At 46.2% G+C, this 17,947-nt stretch carries 19 protein-coding genes and 2 tRNA genes; 17 read left to right on the plus strand and 4 right to left on the minus strand.

Going from position 1 to position 17,947, the window contains the following annotated elements:
• Positions 1-43 precede the first annotated feature (43 nt).
• The 9 genes from ICN45_RS08790 (at position 44) to nagZ (ending at position 8,985) form a co-directional block, all read left to right on the plus strand.
• Positions 44-1,495, plus strand: coding sequence for a DegQ family serine endoprotease (locus tag ICN45_RS08790; RefSeq protein ID WP_216175291.1), 1,452 nt, complete (start codon positions 44-46; stop codon positions 1,493-1,495).
• Positions 1,496-1,632: 137 nt separating this feature from the next.
• Entirely contained in the window at positions 1,633-3,438 is a 1,806-nt protein-coding gene (lepA, locus tag ICN45_RS08795) for a translation elongation factor 4 (protein WP_216175292.1), read from the plus strand.
• On the plus strand, positions 3,438-4,244 hold the full coding sequence (lepB, locus tag ICN45_RS08800) for a signal peptidase I (protein ID WP_216175293.1): 807 nt from the start codon (positions 3,438-3,440) through the stop codon (positions 4,242-4,244). Before lepA ends, lepB begins: the two co-directional genes overlap by 1 nt.
• A 5-nt stretch (positions 4,245-4,249) precedes the next feature.
• On the plus strand, positions 4,250-5,041 hold the full coding sequence (gene rnc / locus ICN45_RS08805; protein WP_216175294.1) for a ribonuclease III: 792 nt from the start codon (positions 4,250-4,252) through the stop codon (positions 5,039-5,041).
• Between the two features lie 44 nt (positions 5,042-5,085).
• On the plus strand, positions 5,086-5,979 hold the full coding sequence (gene era / locus ICN45_RS08810; protein WP_216861770.1) for a GTPase Era: 894 nt from the start codon (positions 5,086-5,088) through the stop codon (positions 5,977-5,979).
• Between the two features lie 6 nt (positions 5,980-5,985).
• A complete protein-coding gene (gene recO / locus ICN45_RS08815) occupies positions 5,986-6,720 on the plus strand; it encodes a DNA repair protein RecO (RefSeq protein ID WP_216175296.1) in 735 nt (244 codons plus the stop codon).
• 12 nt (positions 6,721-6,732) lie between these two features.
• Positions 6,733-7,485 carry a pyridoxine 5'-phosphate synthase gene (pdxJ, locus tag ICN45_RS08820; RefSeq protein ID WP_216175297.1) on the plus strand — a complete coding sequence of 251 codons (753 nt, stop codon included), beginning with the start codon at positions 6,733-6,735 and terminating at the stop codon, positions 7,483-7,485.
• Positions 7,482-7,874, plus strand: coding sequence for a holo-ACP synthase (acpS, locus tag ICN45_RS08825; protein ID WP_216175298.1), 393 nt, complete (start codon positions 7,482-7,484; stop codon positions 7,872-7,874). The genes pdxJ and acpS overlap by 4 nt, the downstream gene beginning before the upstream one ends.
• A gap of 34 nt (positions 7,875-7,908) precedes the next feature.
• On the plus strand, positions 7,909-8,985 hold the full coding sequence (gene nagZ, locus ICN45_RS08830; RefSeq protein ID WP_216175299.1) for a beta-N-acetylhexosaminidase: 1,077 nt from the start codon (positions 7,909-7,911) through the stop codon (positions 8,983-8,985).
• Positions 8,986-9,014: 29 nt separating this feature from the next.
• Here nagZ and ICN45_RS08835 read toward each other — a convergent pair whose 3' ends face one another.
• The 3 genes from ICN45_RS08835 to earP form a co-directional block, all read right to left on the minus strand.
• A complete protein-coding gene (locus ICN45_RS08835) occupies positions 9,015-10,016 on the minus strand; it encodes a GNAT family N-acetyltransferase (RefSeq protein WP_216175300.1) in 1,002 nt (333 codons plus the stop codon).
• A 76-nt stretch (positions 10,017-10,092) separates the two neighbouring features.
• On the minus strand, positions 10,093-10,653 hold the full coding sequence (gene efp / locus ICN45_RS08840) for an elongation factor P (RefSeq protein ID WP_216175301.1): 561 nt from the start codon (positions 10,651-10,653) through the stop codon (positions 10,093-10,095).
• Positions 10,654-10,739: 86 nt separating this feature from the next.
• The gene (earP, locus tag ICN45_RS08845; RefSeq protein ID WP_216175302.1) at positions 10,740-11,810 is read right to left on the minus strand and encodes an elongation factor P maturation arginine rhamnosyltransferase EarP; all 1,071 of its coding nucleotides are present in this window, start codon (positions 11,808-11,810) and stop codon (positions 10,740-10,742) included.
• Here earP and uvrC point away from each other — a divergent pair.
• The 5 genes from uvrC (at position 11,809) to ICN45_RS08870 (ending at position 15,180) form a co-directional block, all read left to right on the plus strand.
• Positions 11,809-13,725 carry an excinuclease ABC subunit UvrC gene (uvrC, locus tag ICN45_RS08850; protein WP_216175303.1) on the plus strand — a complete coding sequence of 639 codons (1,917 nt, stop codon included), beginning with the start codon at positions 11,809-11,811 and terminating at the stop codon, positions 13,723-13,725. The genes earP and uvrC overlap by 2 nt on opposite strands.
• A 34-nt stretch (positions 13,726-13,759) precedes the next feature.
• A complete protein-coding gene (gene pgsA / locus ICN45_RS08855) occupies positions 13,760-14,335 on the plus strand; it encodes a CDP-diacylglycerol--glycerol-3-phosphate 3-phosphatidyltransferase (RefSeq protein WP_216175304.1) in 576 nt (191 codons plus the stop codon).
• 116 nt (positions 14,336-14,451) lie between these two features.
• A tRNA-Gly gene (locus tag ICN45_RS08860) sits at positions 14,452-14,527 on the plus strand.
• Positions 14,528-14,576: 49 nt separating this feature from the next.
• Positions 14,577-14,650: transfer RNA gene (locus tag ICN45_RS08865), tRNA-Cys, on the plus strand.
• A gap of 65 nt (positions 14,651-14,715) precedes the next feature.
• Positions 14,716-15,180, plus strand: a complete 465-nt coding sequence (locus ICN45_RS08870; protein WP_255531129.1) for a hypothetical protein — start codon at positions 14,716-14,718, stop codon at positions 15,178-15,180.
• A gap of 59 nt (positions 15,181-15,239) precedes the next feature.
• Here the strand turns inward: ICN45_RS08870 and lexA are convergent, their stop codons facing one another.
• Positions 15,240-15,959 (minus strand): transcriptional repressor LexA, encoded by a 720-nt coding sequence (gene lexA, locus ICN45_RS08875; protein WP_216175305.1) that lies wholly within the window; start codon positions 15,957-15,959, stop codon positions 15,240-15,242.
• A gap of 58 nt (positions 15,960-16,017) precedes the next feature.
• Here lexA and ICN45_RS08880 point away from each other — a divergent pair, with 58 nt between their 5' ends.
• From ICN45_RS08880 to priB, 3 genes are all read left to right on the plus strand, one after another.
• The gene (locus tag ICN45_RS08880; RefSeq protein ID WP_216175306.1) at positions 16,018-17,079 is read left to right on the plus strand and encodes an asparaginase; all 1,062 of its coding nucleotides are present in this window, start codon (positions 16,018-16,020) and stop codon (positions 17,077-17,079) included.
• A gap of 133 nt (positions 17,080-17,212) precedes the next feature.
• A complete protein-coding gene (gene rpsF / locus ICN45_RS08885; RefSeq protein ID WP_216175307.1) occupies positions 17,213-17,587 on the plus strand; it encodes a 30S ribosomal protein S6 in 375 nt (124 codons plus the stop codon).
• Positions 17,588-17,646: 59 nt separating this feature from the next.
• A complete protein-coding gene (gene priB / locus ICN45_RS08890; protein WP_087909119.1) occupies positions 17,647-17,940 on the plus strand; it encodes a primosomal replication protein N in 294 nt (97 codons plus the stop codon).
• Positions 17,941-17,947: the final 7 nt, after the last annotated feature.

The following is a 17,947-nucleotide window of genomic DNA, read 5'->3' on the forward strand; positions in this document are numbered from 1 at the left end:
CTCTTTATCTCCATTGTTGGTTTTCACCAAGTAGGTCAATAGCATGTTGAAAAAGTACTTAATTACGCTCGTGGCTATTTTTAGCCTTGGGCAAACTGCATTCATATCCACTGCCTCTGCGCAAAATCCTCGGGTAACGATCCCGGATTTTGCCGATCTTGTCGAGCGTGCAAGTCCTGCTGTTGTGAATATTCGGACTACAGAAAAAGTAATCACCCAGCAAACGCCGGGTGGTATTCCTGGGATGCCAGAAGACCAAGCAGAGTTCTTTCGTCGCTTCTTTGGTGTTCCGATTCCGGGAATTCCAAACGGACCAAAACAAGCGCAGCCTAATCCTGGCAAACCTCAAGAAGCGGATCGTGGCGTAGGCTCTGGTTTCATTATTGAATCGAATGGTTTGATTCTGACGAATGCGCACGTTGTTGAAGGCGCAACTACCATCTACGTCACATTGACTGACAAGCGAGAATTCAAAGCGAAGTTATTGGGGTTGGATAAGCGTACTGATGTCGCAGTAGTCAAAATTGAAGCGCGAGACTTGCCGAAATTACCATTAGGCGACTCTTCTAAAGTCAGGGTGGGTGAGTGGGTCCTCGCAATTGGCTCGCCATTTGGACTCGAGAATACCGTTACCGCAGGCATTGTGTCTGCCAAGAGCCGGGATACCGGTGACTATCTACCCTTTATCCAGACTGACGTTGCCGTCAACCCGGGTAATTCGGGTGGGCCACTATTAAACACGGCAGGTCAGGCAATTGGTATCAACTCTCAAATCTTTAGTCGCTCGGGTGGCTACATGGGAATTTCATTTGCAATTCCAATTGATGAAGCAATGCGGGTTGCAGATCAGTTGCGCACTAATGGAAAAATGACTCGTGGTCGTATTGGGGTTGCCTTAGGCGAGATGACCAAAGAGGTTGCTGAGAGTTTAGGTTTAGGCAAGCCACGCGGTGCTTATGTTCGCAATGTCGACCCTGGCGGTCCTGCATCTGCTGGTGGAATTGAATCGGGCGATGTGATTCTGAGTTTTAACGGACGCGAGATTCCCAAGTCAACTGATTTACCTCGGGTAGTTGGAGAAACAAAACCCGGCTCCATCGCTACAGTACAAGTTTGGCGCAAAGGCGGCACGCGCGATTTAAGTGTTACGGTTGCTGATACCGATGCCCCTCAAACGGCTAATAAAAAACCCGATGCACCTGCGGCTAATGGCAGTGGAGTCAATGTACTTGGGCTGACAGTAAGCGAGCCATCGGATGCCAAGAAGAAGGATCTGAATATCAAAGGTGGTGTTGAGGTTACCGGTTTAGGGGATGGGTCTTTGGCTAAAGCAGGGGTACGTCCTGGGGATGTGATTATTCGGGTTGCAGACGTCGATATCACTGGGGTAAAGCAATTTGAAGCTCTGATTAAAGGCCTTGATGTCAATAAGGCCGTTCCGGTCTTTGTACGCCGTTCTGACAGCACTCTGGTAATCCCAGTAAGGCCTAAATAAGCCATTTAAGGCCTAAAAAATGGGGTTCAGCGCCTTTGGGGCGCCACCCATTACAATCCCCTTAAGACGACTTTTTGCAGCGCATCATTGTGGTGCGTTCTGACAAGGCGTTTTCTTGAATGACCTATTAAGACGCTATGGATTTAATCCGCAATTTTTCAATTATCGCCCACATTGATCACGGCAAATCGACGCTCGCAGATCGGATTATTCAACTTTGTGGCGGTCTGTCTGATCGCGAAATGGAAGCCCAAGTTCTCGATTCGATGGATATCGAGCGCGAACGGGGCATCACAATTAAGGCTCAAACAGCCGCTTTGAGTTACAAAGCCAAAGATGGCCAGATTTACAATCTCAACCTGATTGATACCCCAGGACATGTCGACTTCTCTTATGAAGTAAGCCGTTCTTTATCGGCTTGCGAAGGTGCTTTATTGGTAGTGGATGCGAGCCAAGGTGTTGAAGCGCAAACAGTAGCCAATTGCTATACCGCAATTGAGCTGGGTGTTGAGGTCGTTCCTGTCCTCAATAAGATTGATTTGCCTCAGGCTGATCCTGAACGCGCTATCCAAGAAATTGAAGATGTTATTGGTATTGATGCGACAGGTGCAGTGACTTGTTCCGCGAAGACTGGATTGGGTGTACACGAAGTCATTGAAGAAATGATTCGGAGGGTACCGCCGCCAAAGGGGAATGCCACTGCGCCACTCCAATGTTTAATCATTGACTCTTGGTTTGATAATTACGTTGGTGTGGTGATGTTAGTCCGTGTTGTGAATGGCACACTCAAACCCAAAGACAAAATTACTTTGATGGCTAATGGTTCAAGCCATTTGGTTGAGCACGTCGGGGTCTTTAGCCCCAAATCGGTAGATCGTCCTGAGTTAAGTGCTGGCCAAGTAGGCTTCATCATTGCCGGCATTAAAGAATTAAAAGCTGCCAAAGTAGGGGATACCGTTACCCATACAACTGGTCAGCAGGGCCGTATTCCAGCAACCGAGCCTTTGCCTGGATTTAAAGAAGTGAAGTCTCAGGTGTTTGCGGGTTTGTATCCTGTAGAAGCTAGTGAATACGATCAACTACGAGAGTCACTTGAGAAGCTGAAGTTGAATGATGCTTCGCTTTTGTATGAGCCAGAAGTGTCTCAAGCTTTAGGTTTTGGGTTCCGCTGTGGCTTCTTAGGTTTACTCCACATGGAAATTGTGCAAGAGCGCTTAGAGCGCCAGTACAACATGAACTTGATTACCACCGCTCCGACCGTGGTATATCAAGTGCAGCAATCTGACGGCACTATCTTGATGGTGGATAACCCAGCAAAATTACCCGAGACCAGTAAGGTTGATACGATCATGGAGCCGATTGTTACGGTGAATCTCTACATGCCGCAAGAATATGTAGGCTCCATCATCACCTTGTGTGTCGGTAAGCGGGGAGTCCAGACGGGGATGAACTATCTTGGTCGCCAAGTGCAACTGACATATGAATTACCGATGGCAGAAATAGTGATGGATTTCTTTGATCGTCTTAAGTCGATCTCGCGTGGTTATGCCTCAATGGATTATGAGTTTAAAGAATATCGTCCAGCGGATGTGGTCAAGGTAGATATTTTGATTAATGGTGATCGAGTGGATGCGCTCTCGGTGATTGTTCATAGAAGTAATAGTCAGCATCGTGGACGCGAAGTGGTTTCTAAGATGCGCAGTATCATCCCACGTCAAATGTTTGATGTAGCGATTCAGGCGGCGATTGGTAGCAATATAGTTGCCCGTGAAAACGTGAAGGCCTTACGTAAAAACGTGTTGGCTAAGTGTTATGGCGGCGATATCTCTCGTAAGCGGAAATTATTAGAGAAGCAAAAAGAAGGTAAGAAACGTATGAAACAAGTCGGTAATGTGGAAATCCCACAAGAAGCTTTCTTGGCTATCTTGCAGGTGGAGGGCTAATGAACTTTGCACTGATTCTGTTTATCTTAGTAGTGATCTCGGGTCTAGCTTGGATCGCTGACAAGATGTTTTTTGCACCTCAGAGACGCCTAGCAGGTATTGAGCGGATGCCATTGTGGTTAGAGTACACAGCAGGTTTTTTCCCAGTCATCTGCGCAGTATTTGTATTACGCTCTTTTATTGTTGAGCCTTTTAAGATCCCCTCAGGATCCATGATTCCTACTTTACAGATTGGTGATTTCATCTTGGTAAATAAATTTACCTATGGAATTCGTTTGCCTGTGATCAATCAAAAAGTAGTGGATTTGGGCTCTCCCAAGCGTGGTGATGTAGTCGTGTTCCGCTATCCACGTGACGAGTCGGTTGATTATATTAAGCGTGTAGTGGCTCTGCCAGGCGATGTGATTACTTATCAAGACAAGCGTCTGATAGTGAATGGTCAACCTTTGCAATACAGTGGTGGTGAGTCTTATCTCGACCCGGAAAATATGCGCTATGCAAAACGCTTCACAGAAACCTTCCCAGCAGACTTGGGTGGTAATCGCCATGAGATTTTGAACGATCCAGATCGCCCTGCAACGGTGATGCCTACAGAGCGATTTCCAGGCCTAGAATTTTGTCAGTACCAGCAATCCGGAGTGACTTGTAAGGTGCCACCAGGCCATTACTTTGCAATGGGGGATAACCGTGATAACAGTGCCGATTCTCGTTATTGGGGATTTGTACCAGATAAGAATATCGTTGGTAAAGCATTTTTTGTGTGGCTGAACTTAGGCAACCTCGGCCGCATTGGCGGCTTCGAGTAAAGATCATGAACGCGCGCGCCGTTATCGAAACTGCACCGCTGCAAGAACGTCTTGGCTACACGTTCAAGAAGCCCGAGCTCTTGAATCAAGCCTTGACTCATCGTAGTCATAGCAAGAAAAACAACGAGCGTTTGGAGTTCTTGGGCGACTCGATTCTGAATTGCGTAGTTGCCGAGATGCTCTATGAGCGTTATGCAGATTTGGATGAAGGTGATCTTTCGCGTGTGCGGGCTAACTTAGTGAAGCAACAGGCTCTATATGAGATTGCTCAAAGCCTCTCTCTGTCAGATTACTTGCGCTTAGGTGAGGGTGAGCTCAAGAGTGGTGGTTTTCGTCGTCCGTCGATCTTGGCTGATACATTAGAAGCGGTTACTGGTGCAATCTTTATTGATGGCGGCTTTGATGCGGCAAAAGCCTGTTTACGCAAACTCTATTCCGTAATCTTGGCGCATGTAGATCCTAAAACCTTAGGTAAGGATGACAAAACCTTATTGCAAGAGTGTTTGCAAAGCTATCAATTACCTTTACCAACTTATAACGTCACTGGAACTACTGGCGCTGCTCATAACCAGCAGTTCGAAGTAGAGTGCCTTATTCCTAGCTTGAAGGTATCGGTTAAGGGTGATGGTGCATCCCGCCGCGCTGCTGAGCAATCAGCCGCTAAGACCGCTTTAATGGCTGTGCTGAAAGCATTGCCACAGGAATCTCGTAAACCCAAGAAAACTCGGTCGGCCAAGAAAAAAGCGGCTAAAAAAGAAGTGACCGAAGAGCAGTTAAATCTTAAGCTGAAGGGCTAATCGTGTTTAGATGCGGCACTATCGCCATTGTTGGGCGTCCCAATATGGGCAAATCAACTCTGCTGAATGCTTTGGTCGGACAAAAAATCAGTATCACCTCTCGTAAGGCTCAAACTACACGACATCGTATTTTGGGAATTCAGAATCGGGAAGAAGCGCAATTTATCTTTATAGATACTCCAGGCTTTCAGACGCGTCTCATGAATACCCTTAATAAAGCCTTGAATCGCACTGTCACTACTGCACTACAGGATGTCAACGTAGCCTGCTTTGTAGTTGAGGCGGGGTATTTTGGTGAAGATGACAAGAAAGTATTAAAGCTTCTACCAGACGATCTTCCAGTAGTCTTGGTTCTTAATAAATTGGATTTATTTAATAGTCGCTTTCAGACTCCATCAGAGCGTGATCAAGCATTGCTCAACTTTATGAAAGACATGTCTCGCCCTTGGTGTGAATTGGGTGGCCATGAAGACCAGAAGTCTGAGTTTGCTGAAATTGTCCCCATGAGTGCTAAGAGCCCAGGTGATGTGCAAAGATTATTAGATGTACTAGAGGGTTATTTGCCGGAGGCTGAGGCTGTATATGACGGCGAGACTATCACCGATCGCAGCGAGCGCTTCTTGGCTGCGGAGATTCTGCGAGAGAAGGTCTTTCGTTTTACCGGTGAAGAGTTGCCATACACCAGTACCGTGGTGATTGATCAGTTCAAGATGGATGGCAAGATGCGTCGCATCGCGGCAACCATTTTGGTCGATCGCGATAGCCATAAAGCCATGATTATTGGCGCAAAGGGTGAGCGCCTAAAGAAGATTTCAACTGATGCTCGTATCGATATGGAAAAACTATTTGATGGCAAAGTCTTTTTGGAGACTTGGGTTAAGGTCAAACGAGGTTGGGCAGACGATCGCGCTGAATTGCGGGCGCAAGGGCTGGAATAAAAGTCCATGGCCTCGATTCGCGTTGCTGATGAACCCGCTTTCGTATTGCATAGCATTCCCTATAAAGAGACCAGCTTAATTCTGGATGTCTTCACACGGCAACATGGGCGGATGGCCTTGATTGCTAAAGGCGCAAAGCGACCCCATTCTGTATTACGTCCTGTATTACAACGATTCCAACCACTGCTAGTATCTTGGAGTGGTAAATCTGAATTACGTACGCTAACTAAATCTGAATGGGTTGGTGGCATGCCTTCTTTAGTGGGCGATGCATTACTCTGCGGTTTTTATCTCAACGAGTTGCTAGTGAAGTTTTTGGCTCGTGAAGATGACTATGAAAAACTCTACGATCGCTACTCAGAAACAATTAATGCCTTATCCAATCTAGAGTTTGAATCGAAAGGTTTGGAAGAGATCCTACGGCCTTTTGAGTTATCTTTATTGCAAGAGACTGGTTATGCTGCGGCTTTAGACCGTTGTGTTGAAACCAATGAAATGCCCATTGCGCAGATTCAGTACATTTATCAGCCTGAACGCGGTGTTCGCCCGGTTCAAGAGGATGATCCGGGGCATTGGCCAGTGCTTACCGGTAAATCTCTTTTAGCAATCGCTGGTGGAGATTTTTCTGATCCAGAAACGCTTTCAGAGAGCAAACAACTGATGCGCTTCTTATTGGGTTTGCATCTGCAAGATCAAGTCTTGACTACCAGGCAGATTTTGATTGATCTCAAAAAAATCTAGTAATCTACAGTTATGACAGCATCCCAACATGCCCTACAACTTGGTATCAATATCGATCACGTCGCTACATTGCGTAATGCCCGTGGCACTGTCTATCCAGATCCTATTAAAGCGGTACGACTAGCCGAGGAGGCAGGCGCCGACTTAATCACTTTACATTTGCGTGAAGATCGTCGGCATATTAAAGACGCGGACTTAATGGCAATACGCCCCCTTATCAAAACGCGAATGAATTTAGAGTGCGCTGTTACACCAGAGATGATTAATATTGCCTGCAAAGTAAAGCCACATGATGTCTGCTTAGTGCCTGAGAAGCGCGAGGAAGTGACTACTGAGGGTGGCTTAGATGTATTGGGGCATTTTGAAGCGGTGAAGGCAGCTACCAAGCAATTACAGGCAGCGGGTATTCGGGTATCACTGTTTATTGATCCAGACCGAAAACAAATACAGGCTGCTCAAGATGTGGGTGCAACAGTAGTTGAATTACATACTGGCCGTTATGCAGATTTATCTGGCCCAGAACAAGCAACAGAATTGGAGCGTATCAGAGCAGCAGCTCAATTTGGGGTGAGCATTGGCCTGAGAGTCAATGCGGGCCATGGTTTGCATGAAGATAATGTCATGCCCATTGCTGCCATTCTAGAATTATCTGAGTTGAATATTGGACATGCCATCGTAGCTGAGGCCATTTTCAAAGGTTGGCAGAAGGCCATCATTGATATGAAATCCCTGATGGCGCAAGGCAGAGCGAAGTCATCAAAATGATCGTCGGCATTGGCACAGACATTCTGCAGATTGGGCGCTTACAAGCGGCGTACGATCGCACTAATGGACGCTTGGCTGAAAAGATTCTAGGGCCTGACGAGATGGTGGTATTCAAGCAGCGCCTCGCCAGAAATCATAAGAGAGGCATTGCTTTTTTAGCCACCCGATTCGCTGCAAAAGAGGCATTTTCTAAAGCCATTGGTCTGGGTATGTGTATGCCGATGACTTGGCGTTCCTTGCAAACCCTCAATGAGTTAAGTGGTAAGCCTGTTACTAGCTACCTTGGAGCCTTAGCGCAATTTATGCACGAAAAAAATTGGGAAGCCCAAGTTACTGTGAGTGATGAGCAGGATATGGCGATAGCCCATGTGATTGTGATCCAAAAATAAAAATAAAAATAAAAATAAAAATAAAGAGAAAGAGATGACTAAATCCACCATGACTCCAGGCCCGATTACTTTAGATGTCGTTGGTCAGGTCTTAAATACAGAGGATCGACGCCGCATCTTGCATCCGTTGACTGGTGGCGTCATCTTATTTGGCAGAAATTTTGCAAATCGCAAGCAACTCACTAAACTCACTGCGGATATTAAAAAGCTACGCCCTGATGTATTGATCTCGATTGATCATGAGGGTGGGCGAGTGCAGCGCTGTAAAACTGATGACTTTACCCATCTGCCAGCAATGCGTAAGTTAGGTGAGCTATGGGGCTCAAAGAGTAAATCTATTCATGCTGCTGAATCCGCTGCTTTAGCAATGACAGCGGCAACGGCTTGTGCTTATGTACTTGCTGCAGAGCTTCGCGCTTGTGGTGTGGACTTTAGTTTTACCCCGGTACTAGATTTAGATTTTGGACGCAGTAGCGTCATTGGCGACCGTTCATTTAGTCGTGATCCACAAATCGTATATGCATTAGCCAAGAGCTTGAATGAGGGCCTACGTTTGGCAGGCATGGCTAACTGTGGCAAACATTTTCCGGGGCATGGTTGGGCCGAAGCAGATTCTCATGTAGCCATTCCGGTAGATGAGCGTAGCCTTAAGGAAATTTTGAATGATGATGCCAAGCCTTATGAATGGTTGGATCTAAGTTTGTCCGCCGTGATGCCAGCCCATGTGATTTATCCCAAAGTGGATAAAAATCCTGCGGGATTTTCTAATATTTGGCTGCACTCCATCTTGCGCCAAGAATTAGGTTTTGAAGGTGTGATCTTTAGTGATGATTTATCCATGGAAGGCGCGAGTGTTGCTGGCTCTGTGGTGAAGGGCGCTGAGTTGGCCCTAAATGCAGGGTGTGATGCAGTCCTGATTTGTAACCGTCCAGATCTTGCTGATCAATTACTCGCAAAACTGAAGATCACTAAAGCCAAGCAATCCGAGTCTGCTACTCGCCTGAATCGCTTGATGCCAAGGTCATTGGCCTTATCGTGGGATGAGTTACAAAACGAAGCTGAATATCAACATGCCAAAGGATTGCTAAAGCAGTTTGGGTTAATCCAATAAAAAGTCAATAGTACTTCAGTAACTAGTAATTACTGATCGGAAGATACCCGTTTCCATTCGGAGATGATATATTTTTTAATATGCTCCCCTTGTTCTCTTGCGCAAAAAATCTCATCTACATTAACGGATTCATGAAGCTTTTGGAGGCGTAATACATCTCCATGAGAGGAATAATTCGGGAGCCAGGCACCCCAAAAGAATCCCATATCCTCTAATTGAGAAAAGGCTAGTGCTGCAGCCTCCTGAGAAATAGGAAGATTGACCAAGGTATAGGCAAGTTGGAGGTACTCGATCTTTTCTAGCTCGGCACTGATAGCTGAAAGGAAATCCGCTCCAATATGCTGAATCTTAATATTAGCCATTTGGGTTGCAGGACTTATGGATACCGTGTATTCCGATTTTCCATGTCCATTGGCATTCGATTCTAAAACGCTTCTAGTGACATTAATTTTTTGAGCTAAGTCTTTTGCAAAGTCAAAATGATTATTAGGCACATAGATGGTATTTACATTTTCTTTTAGTGAGACATAGCAGGATAAGAATGACATACGAGTGTCAGTAAAGTTATCTAAACCTGCCATTTGTCGAAAGGGCGAGGCGCCTAATAGCATCCCCGTTTCTTGCGCGCCAAATGCAATTATTTCATGTTGGCTATAAGTATGGTTGGTTACGCAGTCAGTCCAAAATCCGACTAAATCTAATTCCTTAGCTATTTCAATGCGCTTCTTAGCCATGTTCTCAGCAATATGGTGACCGCGAAAATCTGGATCAACAATCATCTTCCCGGCTTCTGGGGTCGTGTTGTGAAGGCTGTCAAAAGTGAGTGCGCAATGACCAATGAGGTGTCCATCCGAATGTTGCGCGACAACCGAGTACATGAGCTTTTCATCCACAAGCCTTTTTAGTGCCTCTGGGTCATACATCTCATGGAAGGGGTAGCTATCCCCATAGCAGCGCCTAACACAATGAATTAGCTGGGGGATATCATCAACTTCTAGGGGTCTGATTTCTGGGGTAATGTCATTGCTCATAGTGTGAATATTATGGCTGAAGTTGAGGAATAAAAAAGCTCGGCGTACCGAGCTTTGTATTGTGCCCTAGTGCTAATTAGTTGGCACGGCTGCGGTATTCACCGGTGCGTGTATCAATCTCAATCTTGTCACCGGTATTGCAGAACAAAGGCACTTGTAATTCATAGCCAGTTGACAATTTTGCGTTCTTCAAAACTTTACCTGAGCTGGTATCACCTTTAACAGCAGGTTCGGTATAAATGATTTCACGTACGAGTGAATTAGGCATTGCTACGGAAAGTGCTTTACCTTCGTAGAACACGACTTCACATGGCATGCTTTCTTCGAGGTAATTTAAGGCATCACCCATGAATTCAGCTTCAACTTCATATTGGTTGTAGTCACCATCCATAAAGACATACATAGGATCTGCGAAATAAGAGTAAGTGCAATCTTTCTTGTCGAGAATCACCACATCAAACTTGTCATCCGCTTTGTAAACACCCTCGTTCGGTGCGCTAGTTAACAGGTTCTTGAATTTCATTTTGACGACAGAGGAGTTGCGACCTGAGCGGCTATATTCCGCTTTTAAAACGACCATGGCATCAGTGCCGATCATGACTACGTTACCAACGCGGAGTTCTTGTGCTGTTTTCATCTTGCTATTCCTGGGTGCAGAGCGAATTTTCTGCGGTTTATATCAAAAACAAGATTGTACCCGCCCGCAAGCCTATATCGCTAGGCTTAGGCTATAAAGTGCAATAGGCGTGCAGCCAAGCCGCCATCGGCTTGTTTTTCGAGTAAATCGGCACGCCAGGCTTTGGCATGGGCATGCCAGGCATCTAGGGAGCCAATCCACTCACTGGGCATTGACCAGGTCATGGCAGCAATGCTTGCTAATCTCAGGTCTTGGCTAGCGCTTTCAAGATACAAGTCTAAAAAGGCTGCCAATTTCACCTCATGAGCATGATCTTCTTGGGGGTAGATGTGCCAGATAAATGGTTTGCCCGCTAGCTGAGCGCGGATGAAGGAGTCTTCGCCGCGAACAATATTGAAGTCGCATTGCGATAGAACCCAGTCATAGTCATCTTGCGACACAAATGGCATCGGTATTAATTGCAGGCTGGTGGGTAATTGAATGGCTTGCTCGTCATAGACATTCAGTAATTCAGAATGACCATGCGCTAGCAAGATATCGAAGTTCTCACCAAGATTGCCTAAGTCTTCAAGCCATTGACGTAATGGGATTCCGGGGTAGCAAAAAATACTGACTCGTTTTGCATTAGGGCGTAGCTTTGACCAAACTGACTTTAGGTCTTGGGGAAGTTGCTTTGTAACTAAATAACCCTCTGGCGGAATGGGATCGAGCAATAGCCCGCCAACATCATCACGAAAGCCTGGAAAGAAAAAATATTTTGCTATGCCGTGAGACTGGGGTGAGGCTTTGGCATGAAACTCCGCTACCCATGGCTCAGCACTGAGATACTCTAGGTTAATGATGATGGGTTTGATGGGAGCAATAAACAGACCGGCAAGATAGCGCTCGGGTAGGTCGCAGCCGAAGGCTTCAATGACAACATCGGGCGCAGTAACAGGGTGGCGTACATTGCTGTAACTTGCTTCCCAAGCTTGTATATCAATTTGGTGTTTAACTGCCTCATCAATGCCGGAAGCGAGTAAATTAAGGGTTGGTAGGTCATCGCAAAAAATACGGATAGTTTGGCCATGAAGACTTGATAAGCTTCGGGCTAGACGCCAGCAAACACCAGCATCTCCATAGTTGTCTACGATTTGGCAGAAAATATCCCAACGCATGAGTAATTCGCTTTTTGAAAACCTTCAGCAGGACGTTAAACGGCTACCCGGATTGCCGGGGGTATATCGCTTCTTTGATGAGGCGGGACAGATTCTGTATGTTGGCAAAGCACGCAATCTCAAAAAACGGGTCTCCAGTTATTTTCAAAGTAAACAACTTTCACCACGCATAGCGTTGATGGTGGGCAAAATTGCCCGCTACGAAACAACAGTAACACGGACTGAAACGGAAGCACTCATTCTGGAGAACAATCTCATTAAAGAATTGGCTCCACCATTCAATATTCTTTTTCGGGATGACAAATCTTATCCCTATGTGATGTTAACGGGCCACCAATTTCCCCGCTTGGCTTCTTATCGTGGCAAGGTAGATAAACGTAATCACTACTTTGGCCCATTCCCCAATTCTTGGGCGGTCCGTAACAGCGTTCAGATTCTACAAAAAGTTTTCCGTTTGCGGACCTGCGAGGATTCCGTATTTAAAAATCGGAGCCGCCCATGTCTCCTGCATCAAATTCATCGTTGTAGCGCACCCTGCGTAGGCAGGCTAAGTGTGGAGCAATATAGTCAAGATGTTGCTCAAGCAACGCGTTTTTTAGAGGGGAATCATAGTCGCGTTCTGTCGGAACTCGAAAGAGAAATGCATGCCCATAGCGAGGCAATGGAATTCGAGATGGCAGCAGTATTGCGTGATCGGATTGCTGATCTCTCTAGTGTTCTGCAGCAGCAATCTATGGATACAGTAGCAGAAGGTGAGGGCGATGTAGATGTGATTGCCGTTGCCTTAATGGAAGGAATGGTGTGTGTGAACTTGGCGATGGTGCGAGGCGGCCGTCATTTAGGCGACAGAGCGTACTTCCCGAAAGGTTTACGCACAGCGTCTGGTGAGTTACCATCGCCTGCAGAAATTTTAGAAGCCTTTATTGCTCAGCATTATTTAGAAGACCTTACTGGCAATACTGAAGTAAGTACTAATTTAATCCCCCCAGTGATCGTCTTAAATTACGCGCTTCAGTCAGTGGGTGATGACCTTTCTGCTCTTAGCGAAACCCCGCCGGAAGATTTACATGACTTGATGAACACGCAGGCCGGTAGAAAAATTACTTTCCTCTTTCAGCCACAAGGGCAAAGGCGCCATTGGCTGGCGATGGCCGAAGGCAATGCAAAGATTGCACTGACAAAACGTCTCGTGGAGACTGGTGGACAGCTGGCTAGAGCGCGGGCACTGGCGGATATTCTGGCTCTAGATTTAGAAAGTCTCGAGCAACTGCGGATTGAATGTTTTGACATTAGTCATACTTCTGGCGAGGCTACACAAGCATCTTGTGTGGTGTATGCCAAGAACGCTATGCAGTCTAGTGAGTATCGACGTTTCAATATTAACGACATCACTCCAGGGGATGACTATGCTGCCATGCGTCAGGTCTTGCAAAGACGCTACGCGAACTTCCAAGAGTTGCCTGTCGACAAAATACCTCAGGTGATTCTGATTGATGGTGGTAAAGGGCAGGTTGAAATGGCTAGGCAAGTCCTGACGGAATTTGGTATGGATGTAAGCTTGATTGTGGGCGTGGCAAAAGGTGAGGGTCGTAAGGTGGGCTTGGAAACCCTGATCTTTGCGGATGGCCGCCCCGCATTAGAGTTAGGAATTGATAGTGCCGCGCTTTTATTGGTTGCTCAGATTCGGGATGAAGCGCATCGTTTCGCAATTACCGGCATGCGCGCTAAGCGAGCAAAGGCAAGAACAGTCTCGCGCCTAGAAGAGATAGAGGGTATCGGCGCAAAGCGGCGTCAGAAGTTATTGGCGCGCTTTGGGGGTCTAAAAGGGGTTGCTAACGCCAGTATTGAGGAGATTGCTAGCGTGGAAGGCGTATCTTTAACCCTAGCTGAGCAGATTTATCGTCAACTTCACTAAGTAATGTCATTCCCACTTAGTTTATGCTTATCCAATGCCATTTAATCTTCCTATCGCCCTAACTTGGTTACGTGTTGCGGCAATACCATTGCTGATAGCTATTTTTTATCTACCAAATTCTTGGCTCACACCGTTTGAGAAAAATCTTTTTGCAACGATCGTCTTTGTGCTTGCAGCGCTTACTGATTGGTTAGATGGATTTTTAGCACGCCGCATGCAGCAAGAATCCGCCTTTGGCCAATTCTTAGATCCTGTTGCGGATAAGTTGATTGTGGCAGCCGCATTGTTAGTATTGCTGAATATGGATCGTGTCCAGGTATGGGTAGCTCTCATTATTATTGGTCGCGAGATCACCATCTCGGCCTTACGTGAGTGGATGGCTTTATTAGGTTCAGGAAAAAGTGTTGCTGTTCATATGGTTGGTAAGTTAAAAACCACTGCGCAACTTATTGCAATTCCCTTTTTATTGCTCAATGACACTTTATTTGGTTGGTTAGACTGCGCCCGAGTTGGTACTTGGCTCATTTGGGTTGCCTCCTTCTTAACCTTATGGTCAATGTTTTATTACATGAAAAAGGCTTTGCCACAATTAGCTGGCAAAATCGATTAAAGCTTTCAAACCCAAGCCACATATGGATTTTGGGGTGATTGGCGTGACAGAGAATTTGGTGTTCTTGCGGAAAAATGCTTTCTTGAGGATTGTTTGTTAAACTGTCGCCCTGTTATGCGGGAATAGCTCAGCTGGTAGAGCGATACCTTGCCAAGGTATAGGTCGGGAGTTCGAACCTCCTTTCCCGCTCCAAGTTCGATGGGAAGCCCTCAAAAGCTTCCCATTTTTGATTTGATTATCTGGCGCGTTGGCCGAGTGGTTAGGCAGGAGCCTGCAAAGCTTCGTACGGGGGTTCGATTCCCTCACGCGCCTCCAGTAATTTGTCTTGACGATTTAGGCGCATACCCTAAAATGGGTTTATTCAAACGCTAGGTAAAGATATGATGAATTTTTTCTCCGTTTCTAAAGGTGCTGCATATACAGCATGTCTCACCGCGCTCTTAGCCGGTTGTGCCAGTTCTGGAGATTCCCCAACAGGAACGCCCAATGAAGTGCAGGAGATTCAATCTCAACTTTTGGGCGACATGCCACTTCCCGCAGCGTCCAAAATTATTGGATCTGATTCATTAATTATTGGACGGGGGGATAATTGGGTCGGTCGTGTAGTCTTATCCGGCGTGCAAACACCAACAGATATTTACGCTTTCTTCCAATCTGAATATCCAAGAGCAGGCTGGACAACGATTAGTGCGGTGAAATCGAAGACAAGTATTTTGGTATTCACTAAGGGTGACCGCACTGCTACTGTTGAGCTGAATGAAGGTTCTTTATCAGGCCCTAAAACTGTGATTACGATCACATCATCACCAAAGAATGCAAACGTTGTGGCGCCAAGCAAGAAATAAGGTAAGCCACATAAATAAAAAGGCCTCCATTGGAGGCCTTTTGCTTTAGCACATCCGCTTTATAAGCCTTCTGCCCGAATGAGGCCTACTGCCTGGCCTTCAATTGCAAAATTTAGTTGACGGTCATCGACAATAATATTTTTGAAGTCAGGATTCTCGGCCTGTAATTCGATCACCATACCATTCGCCGTTTTCTTTTGCAGCCAACGCTTTACGGTGACTTCATCATCAAGGCGCGCAACCACAATATCTCCGTTGCGTACTTCGGTTGTTTTTCTGACGGCTAAGTAGTCGCCATCCAAAATTCCAGCATCGCGCATACTCATCCCTTTTACTTTCAACAAGTAATCAGCGCCTTTGCTGAACAGGCTAGGATCAATCGGCACTTGCTTTTCAATATGCTCTACAGCCATGATTGGTGAACCAGCAGCAACCCGCCCAATTAAAGGTAAAGTCAGCTGTTGGAGAGCACCTGACGGCAAAGACATCTGACGATATTTATTGCTGTTATGCGTTTGATTAAATCGTTGCGGAATACGAATGCCACGAGAAGTTCCTGGCGTTAATTCGATATAACCTTTTTTTGCGAGTGCACGTAAATGTTCTTCGGCCGCATTAGCAGAGGCAAATCCGAGTTCAGTAGCGATCTCTGCACGAGTGGGGGGTGAGCCACTCTCATCGATGGCCTTGGTGATCAACTCCAAGATCTCATTCTGACGGGAAGTGAGCTTAGGGAGGGCAGTCAGCTCCTCGGGAAAATCAACTGTATTTATGTCCATACTGGGATTGTATACAGCACTATTTTATTTTTCAAGTCATTTAGGGAGATAATGGGAGATGAGCCCAAATCAAGCTAAACCTGAAAATTCACCCCATATCTTAGTTTTGGGTATGGGCGGCACCATTGCTGGGCTCGCTGCTAAACCTGAAAATCCTCTGCAATATGAGGCTGGTCAGGTCACCGTTAGCTCTTTGTTGGCCCATATCGAATCGGCTATTCCGGAGGGCCTTAAGCTCGTTTCCCATCAGATTGCCAACATTAACAGTCGCAACCTCACAGAACCTTTATTGAGCTTACTTGGGAAAACAGTTCAAGAAGCCCTTGCAAACAATTGGGTTAAAGGGTTAGTGATTACTCACGGTACGGACACTATCGAAGAAACTGGCCTCTTTTTACAACTGATCTGCGGAAAATCTGCTCAAGAATTAGGCAAGAGAATTATTCTGACCGGGGCCATGCTTCCAGCAAATGCCGCAGGGGCAGATGGGCCATCCAATTTATTGGATGCGATCCGCTGGGCATCAACTCCTTTGGATAATTGCCCGGGTGGTGTTTATGCAGTTATGGATGGCAGAGCTTGTTTGGCAATGGATCTCTCCAAACGCCACCCCACAGCGCTGAATGCGCCACTACAGTCATCGCCAAGCAGCTCTGCTGGCTTGATCAATCCATCGTGGTTATCCGGTGTCAAAGCGGTTCAAGCAGCCTGGAATGAGGATTTACCCCTTCCCAAGGGTGATGAATGGCCTTGGGTTGAGATTTTGACTAGCCATGCGGGTGCCCGCCCCCAAACAGTTGCCCAATGGCTAGGAAGTGGAGTGAAAGGTTTGGTTCTCGCTGGCTCTGGGATGGGAGGCTTTCATGATGCGTGGCAGACGCCATTAGCTGAGGCCGCTTCCCAAGGGATTGCCCTGGTCAGGACTAGTAGAACTGGTGCTGGCTCTACCTACCCCAATATTCCTGAAAAAGACCTTGAGGGTTGCTTAGCCTCTGGTACTTTGACAGCCCCTAGGGCGCGGATTGCACTCCAACTGGCATTAAATGCCGCAAAAGTAGATAAATCCCTGACTTGGCAGGATTTTTTTGCTAGAATAGCGGTCTTGCCGGAGATTAGGTAAGCGCTGAAAAGCGGTTTTGAAAGTGTTGTAGCAGTACTTACAATTTGTTACTACCTTGTCACACTGGCGCTAACTTTAAAACCATCGGAAGTTAGCAAGACGCCCAGGTGACTTTATCCTTAAGGAGTGTTAGATGCGTCATTATGAAATCGTCTTTATCGTCCATCCGGACCAAAGCGAGCAAGTGCCCGCGATGATCGATCGCTATAAAGCGACATTAGCAGCTGCTGGTGGCAAAATTCATCGTATTGAAGATTGGGGTCGTCGTCAGATGGCTTACATGATCGACAAACTTGCTAAAGCCCACTACGTTTGCATGAATATTGAGTGTGACCAGAAAACTCTGGAAGAGCTCGAGCATGCATTTAAATTTAACGATGCTGTTTTGCGTCACCTCATCATCAAGACTAAGAAAGCAGAAGTAGAGCCTTCAATCATGATGAAAGAAGTACAACGTGAAGAAGCGCGCAAATCAGCTCAAACCGAAGCTCCTGCAGTAGTGGCCTAAGTTAAAAATTTGAAGAGGAAGACACAGACAAGAAAACGTATCAGAGTAGCGGAGCGGCGTTGAATCATTTCACCCTCACTGCAATCTTGGTATCTAAAGACGCAATTCGATTTACACCAGCAGGAATACCGGTGATGCATTGCCAGCTAGAACATAGCGGTCAAGCAAACGAGGTAGGAGTGGCCAGGAAAATCCAGATGAGCGTTGAAGCCATTGCAATCGGTCCGATACAAAAGGATCTAGAGCAAATGGATTTAGGGACTGAGGCAGTGTTCGAAGGATTCTTAGCACCCAAGACTCTACGTAATCAAAGACTTGTTTTCCATATTAACCATATTCAATTGAAAAATTAAAGAGGAA

The sequence above is a fragment of the Polynucleobacter alcilacus genome (genome assembly GCF_018881545.1).
Taxonomy (GTDB): domain Bacteria; phylum Pseudomonadota; class Gammaproteobacteria; order Burkholderiales; family Burkholderiaceae; genus Polynucleobacter; species Polynucleobacter alcilacus.

Bases quoted from the DNA above. Each gene is read 5' to 3' on its own strand.
- ICN45_RS08870 (WP_255531129.1), top strand. From the start codon at position 14,716: ATGATGAATTTTTTCTCCGTTTCTAAAGGTGCTGCATATACAGCATGT.
- lepA (WP_216175292.1), top strand. From the start codon at position 1,633: ATGGATTTAATCCGCAATTTTTCAATTATCGCCCACATTGATCACGGC.
- uvrC (WP_216175303.1), top strand. From the start codon at position 11,809: ATGAGTAATTCGCTTTTTGAAAACCTTCAGCAGGACGTTAAACGGCTA.
- efp (WP_216175301.1), bottom strand. From the start codon at position 10,653: ATGAAAACAGCACAAGAACTCCGCGTTGGTAACGTAGTCATGATCGGC.
- lepB (WP_216175293.1), top strand. From the start codon at position 3,438: ATGAACTTTGCACTGATTCTGTTTATCTTAGTAGTGATCTCGGGTCTA.
- era (WP_216861770.1), top strand. From the start codon at position 5,086: ATGGGCAAATCAACTCTGCTGAATGCTTTGGTCGGACAAAAAATCAGT.
- earP (WP_216175302.1), bottom strand. From the start codon at position 11,810: ATGCGTTGGGATATTTTCTGCCAAATCGTAGACAACTATGGAGATGCT.
- rpsF (WP_216175307.1), top strand. From the start codon at position 17,213: ATGCGTCATTATGAAATCGTCTTTATCGTCCATCCGGACCAAAGCGAG.
- nagZ (WP_216175299.1), top strand. From the start codon at position 7,909: ATGACTAAATCCACCATGACTCCAGGCCCGATTACTTTAGATGTCGTT.
- lexA (WP_216175305.1), bottom strand. From the start codon at position 15,959: ATGGACATAAATACAGTTGATTTTCCCGAGGAGCTGACTGCCCTCCCT.
- ICN45_RS08790 (WP_216175291.1), top strand. From the start codon at position 44: ATGTTGAAAAAGTACTTAATTACGCTCGTGGCTATTTTTAGCCTTGGG.
- rnc (WP_216175294.1), top strand. From the start codon at position 4,250: ATGAACGCGCGCGCCGTTATCGAAACTGCACCGCTGCAAGAACGTCTT.
- ICN45_RS08835 (WP_216175300.1), bottom strand. From the start codon at position 10,016: ATGAGCAATGACATTACCCCAGAAATCAGACCCCTAGAAGTTGATGAT.
- acpS (WP_216175298.1), top strand. From the start codon at position 7,482: ATGATCGTCGGCATTGGCACAGACATTCTGCAGATTGGGCGCTTACAA.
- pgsA (WP_216175304.1), top strand. From the start codon at position 13,760: ATGCCATTTAATCTTCCTATCGCCCTAACTTGGTTACGTGTTGCGGCA.
- recO (WP_216175296.1), top strand. From the start codon at position 5,986: ATGGCCTCGATTCGCGTTGCTGATGAACCCGCTTTCGTATTGCATAGC.
- ICN45_RS08880 (WP_216175306.1), top strand. From the start codon at position 16,018: ATGAGCCCAAATCAAGCTAAACCTGAAAATTCACCCCATATCTTAGTT.
- pdxJ (WP_216175297.1), top strand. From the start codon at position 6,733: ATGACAGCATCCCAACATGCCCTACAACTTGGTATCAATATCGATCAC.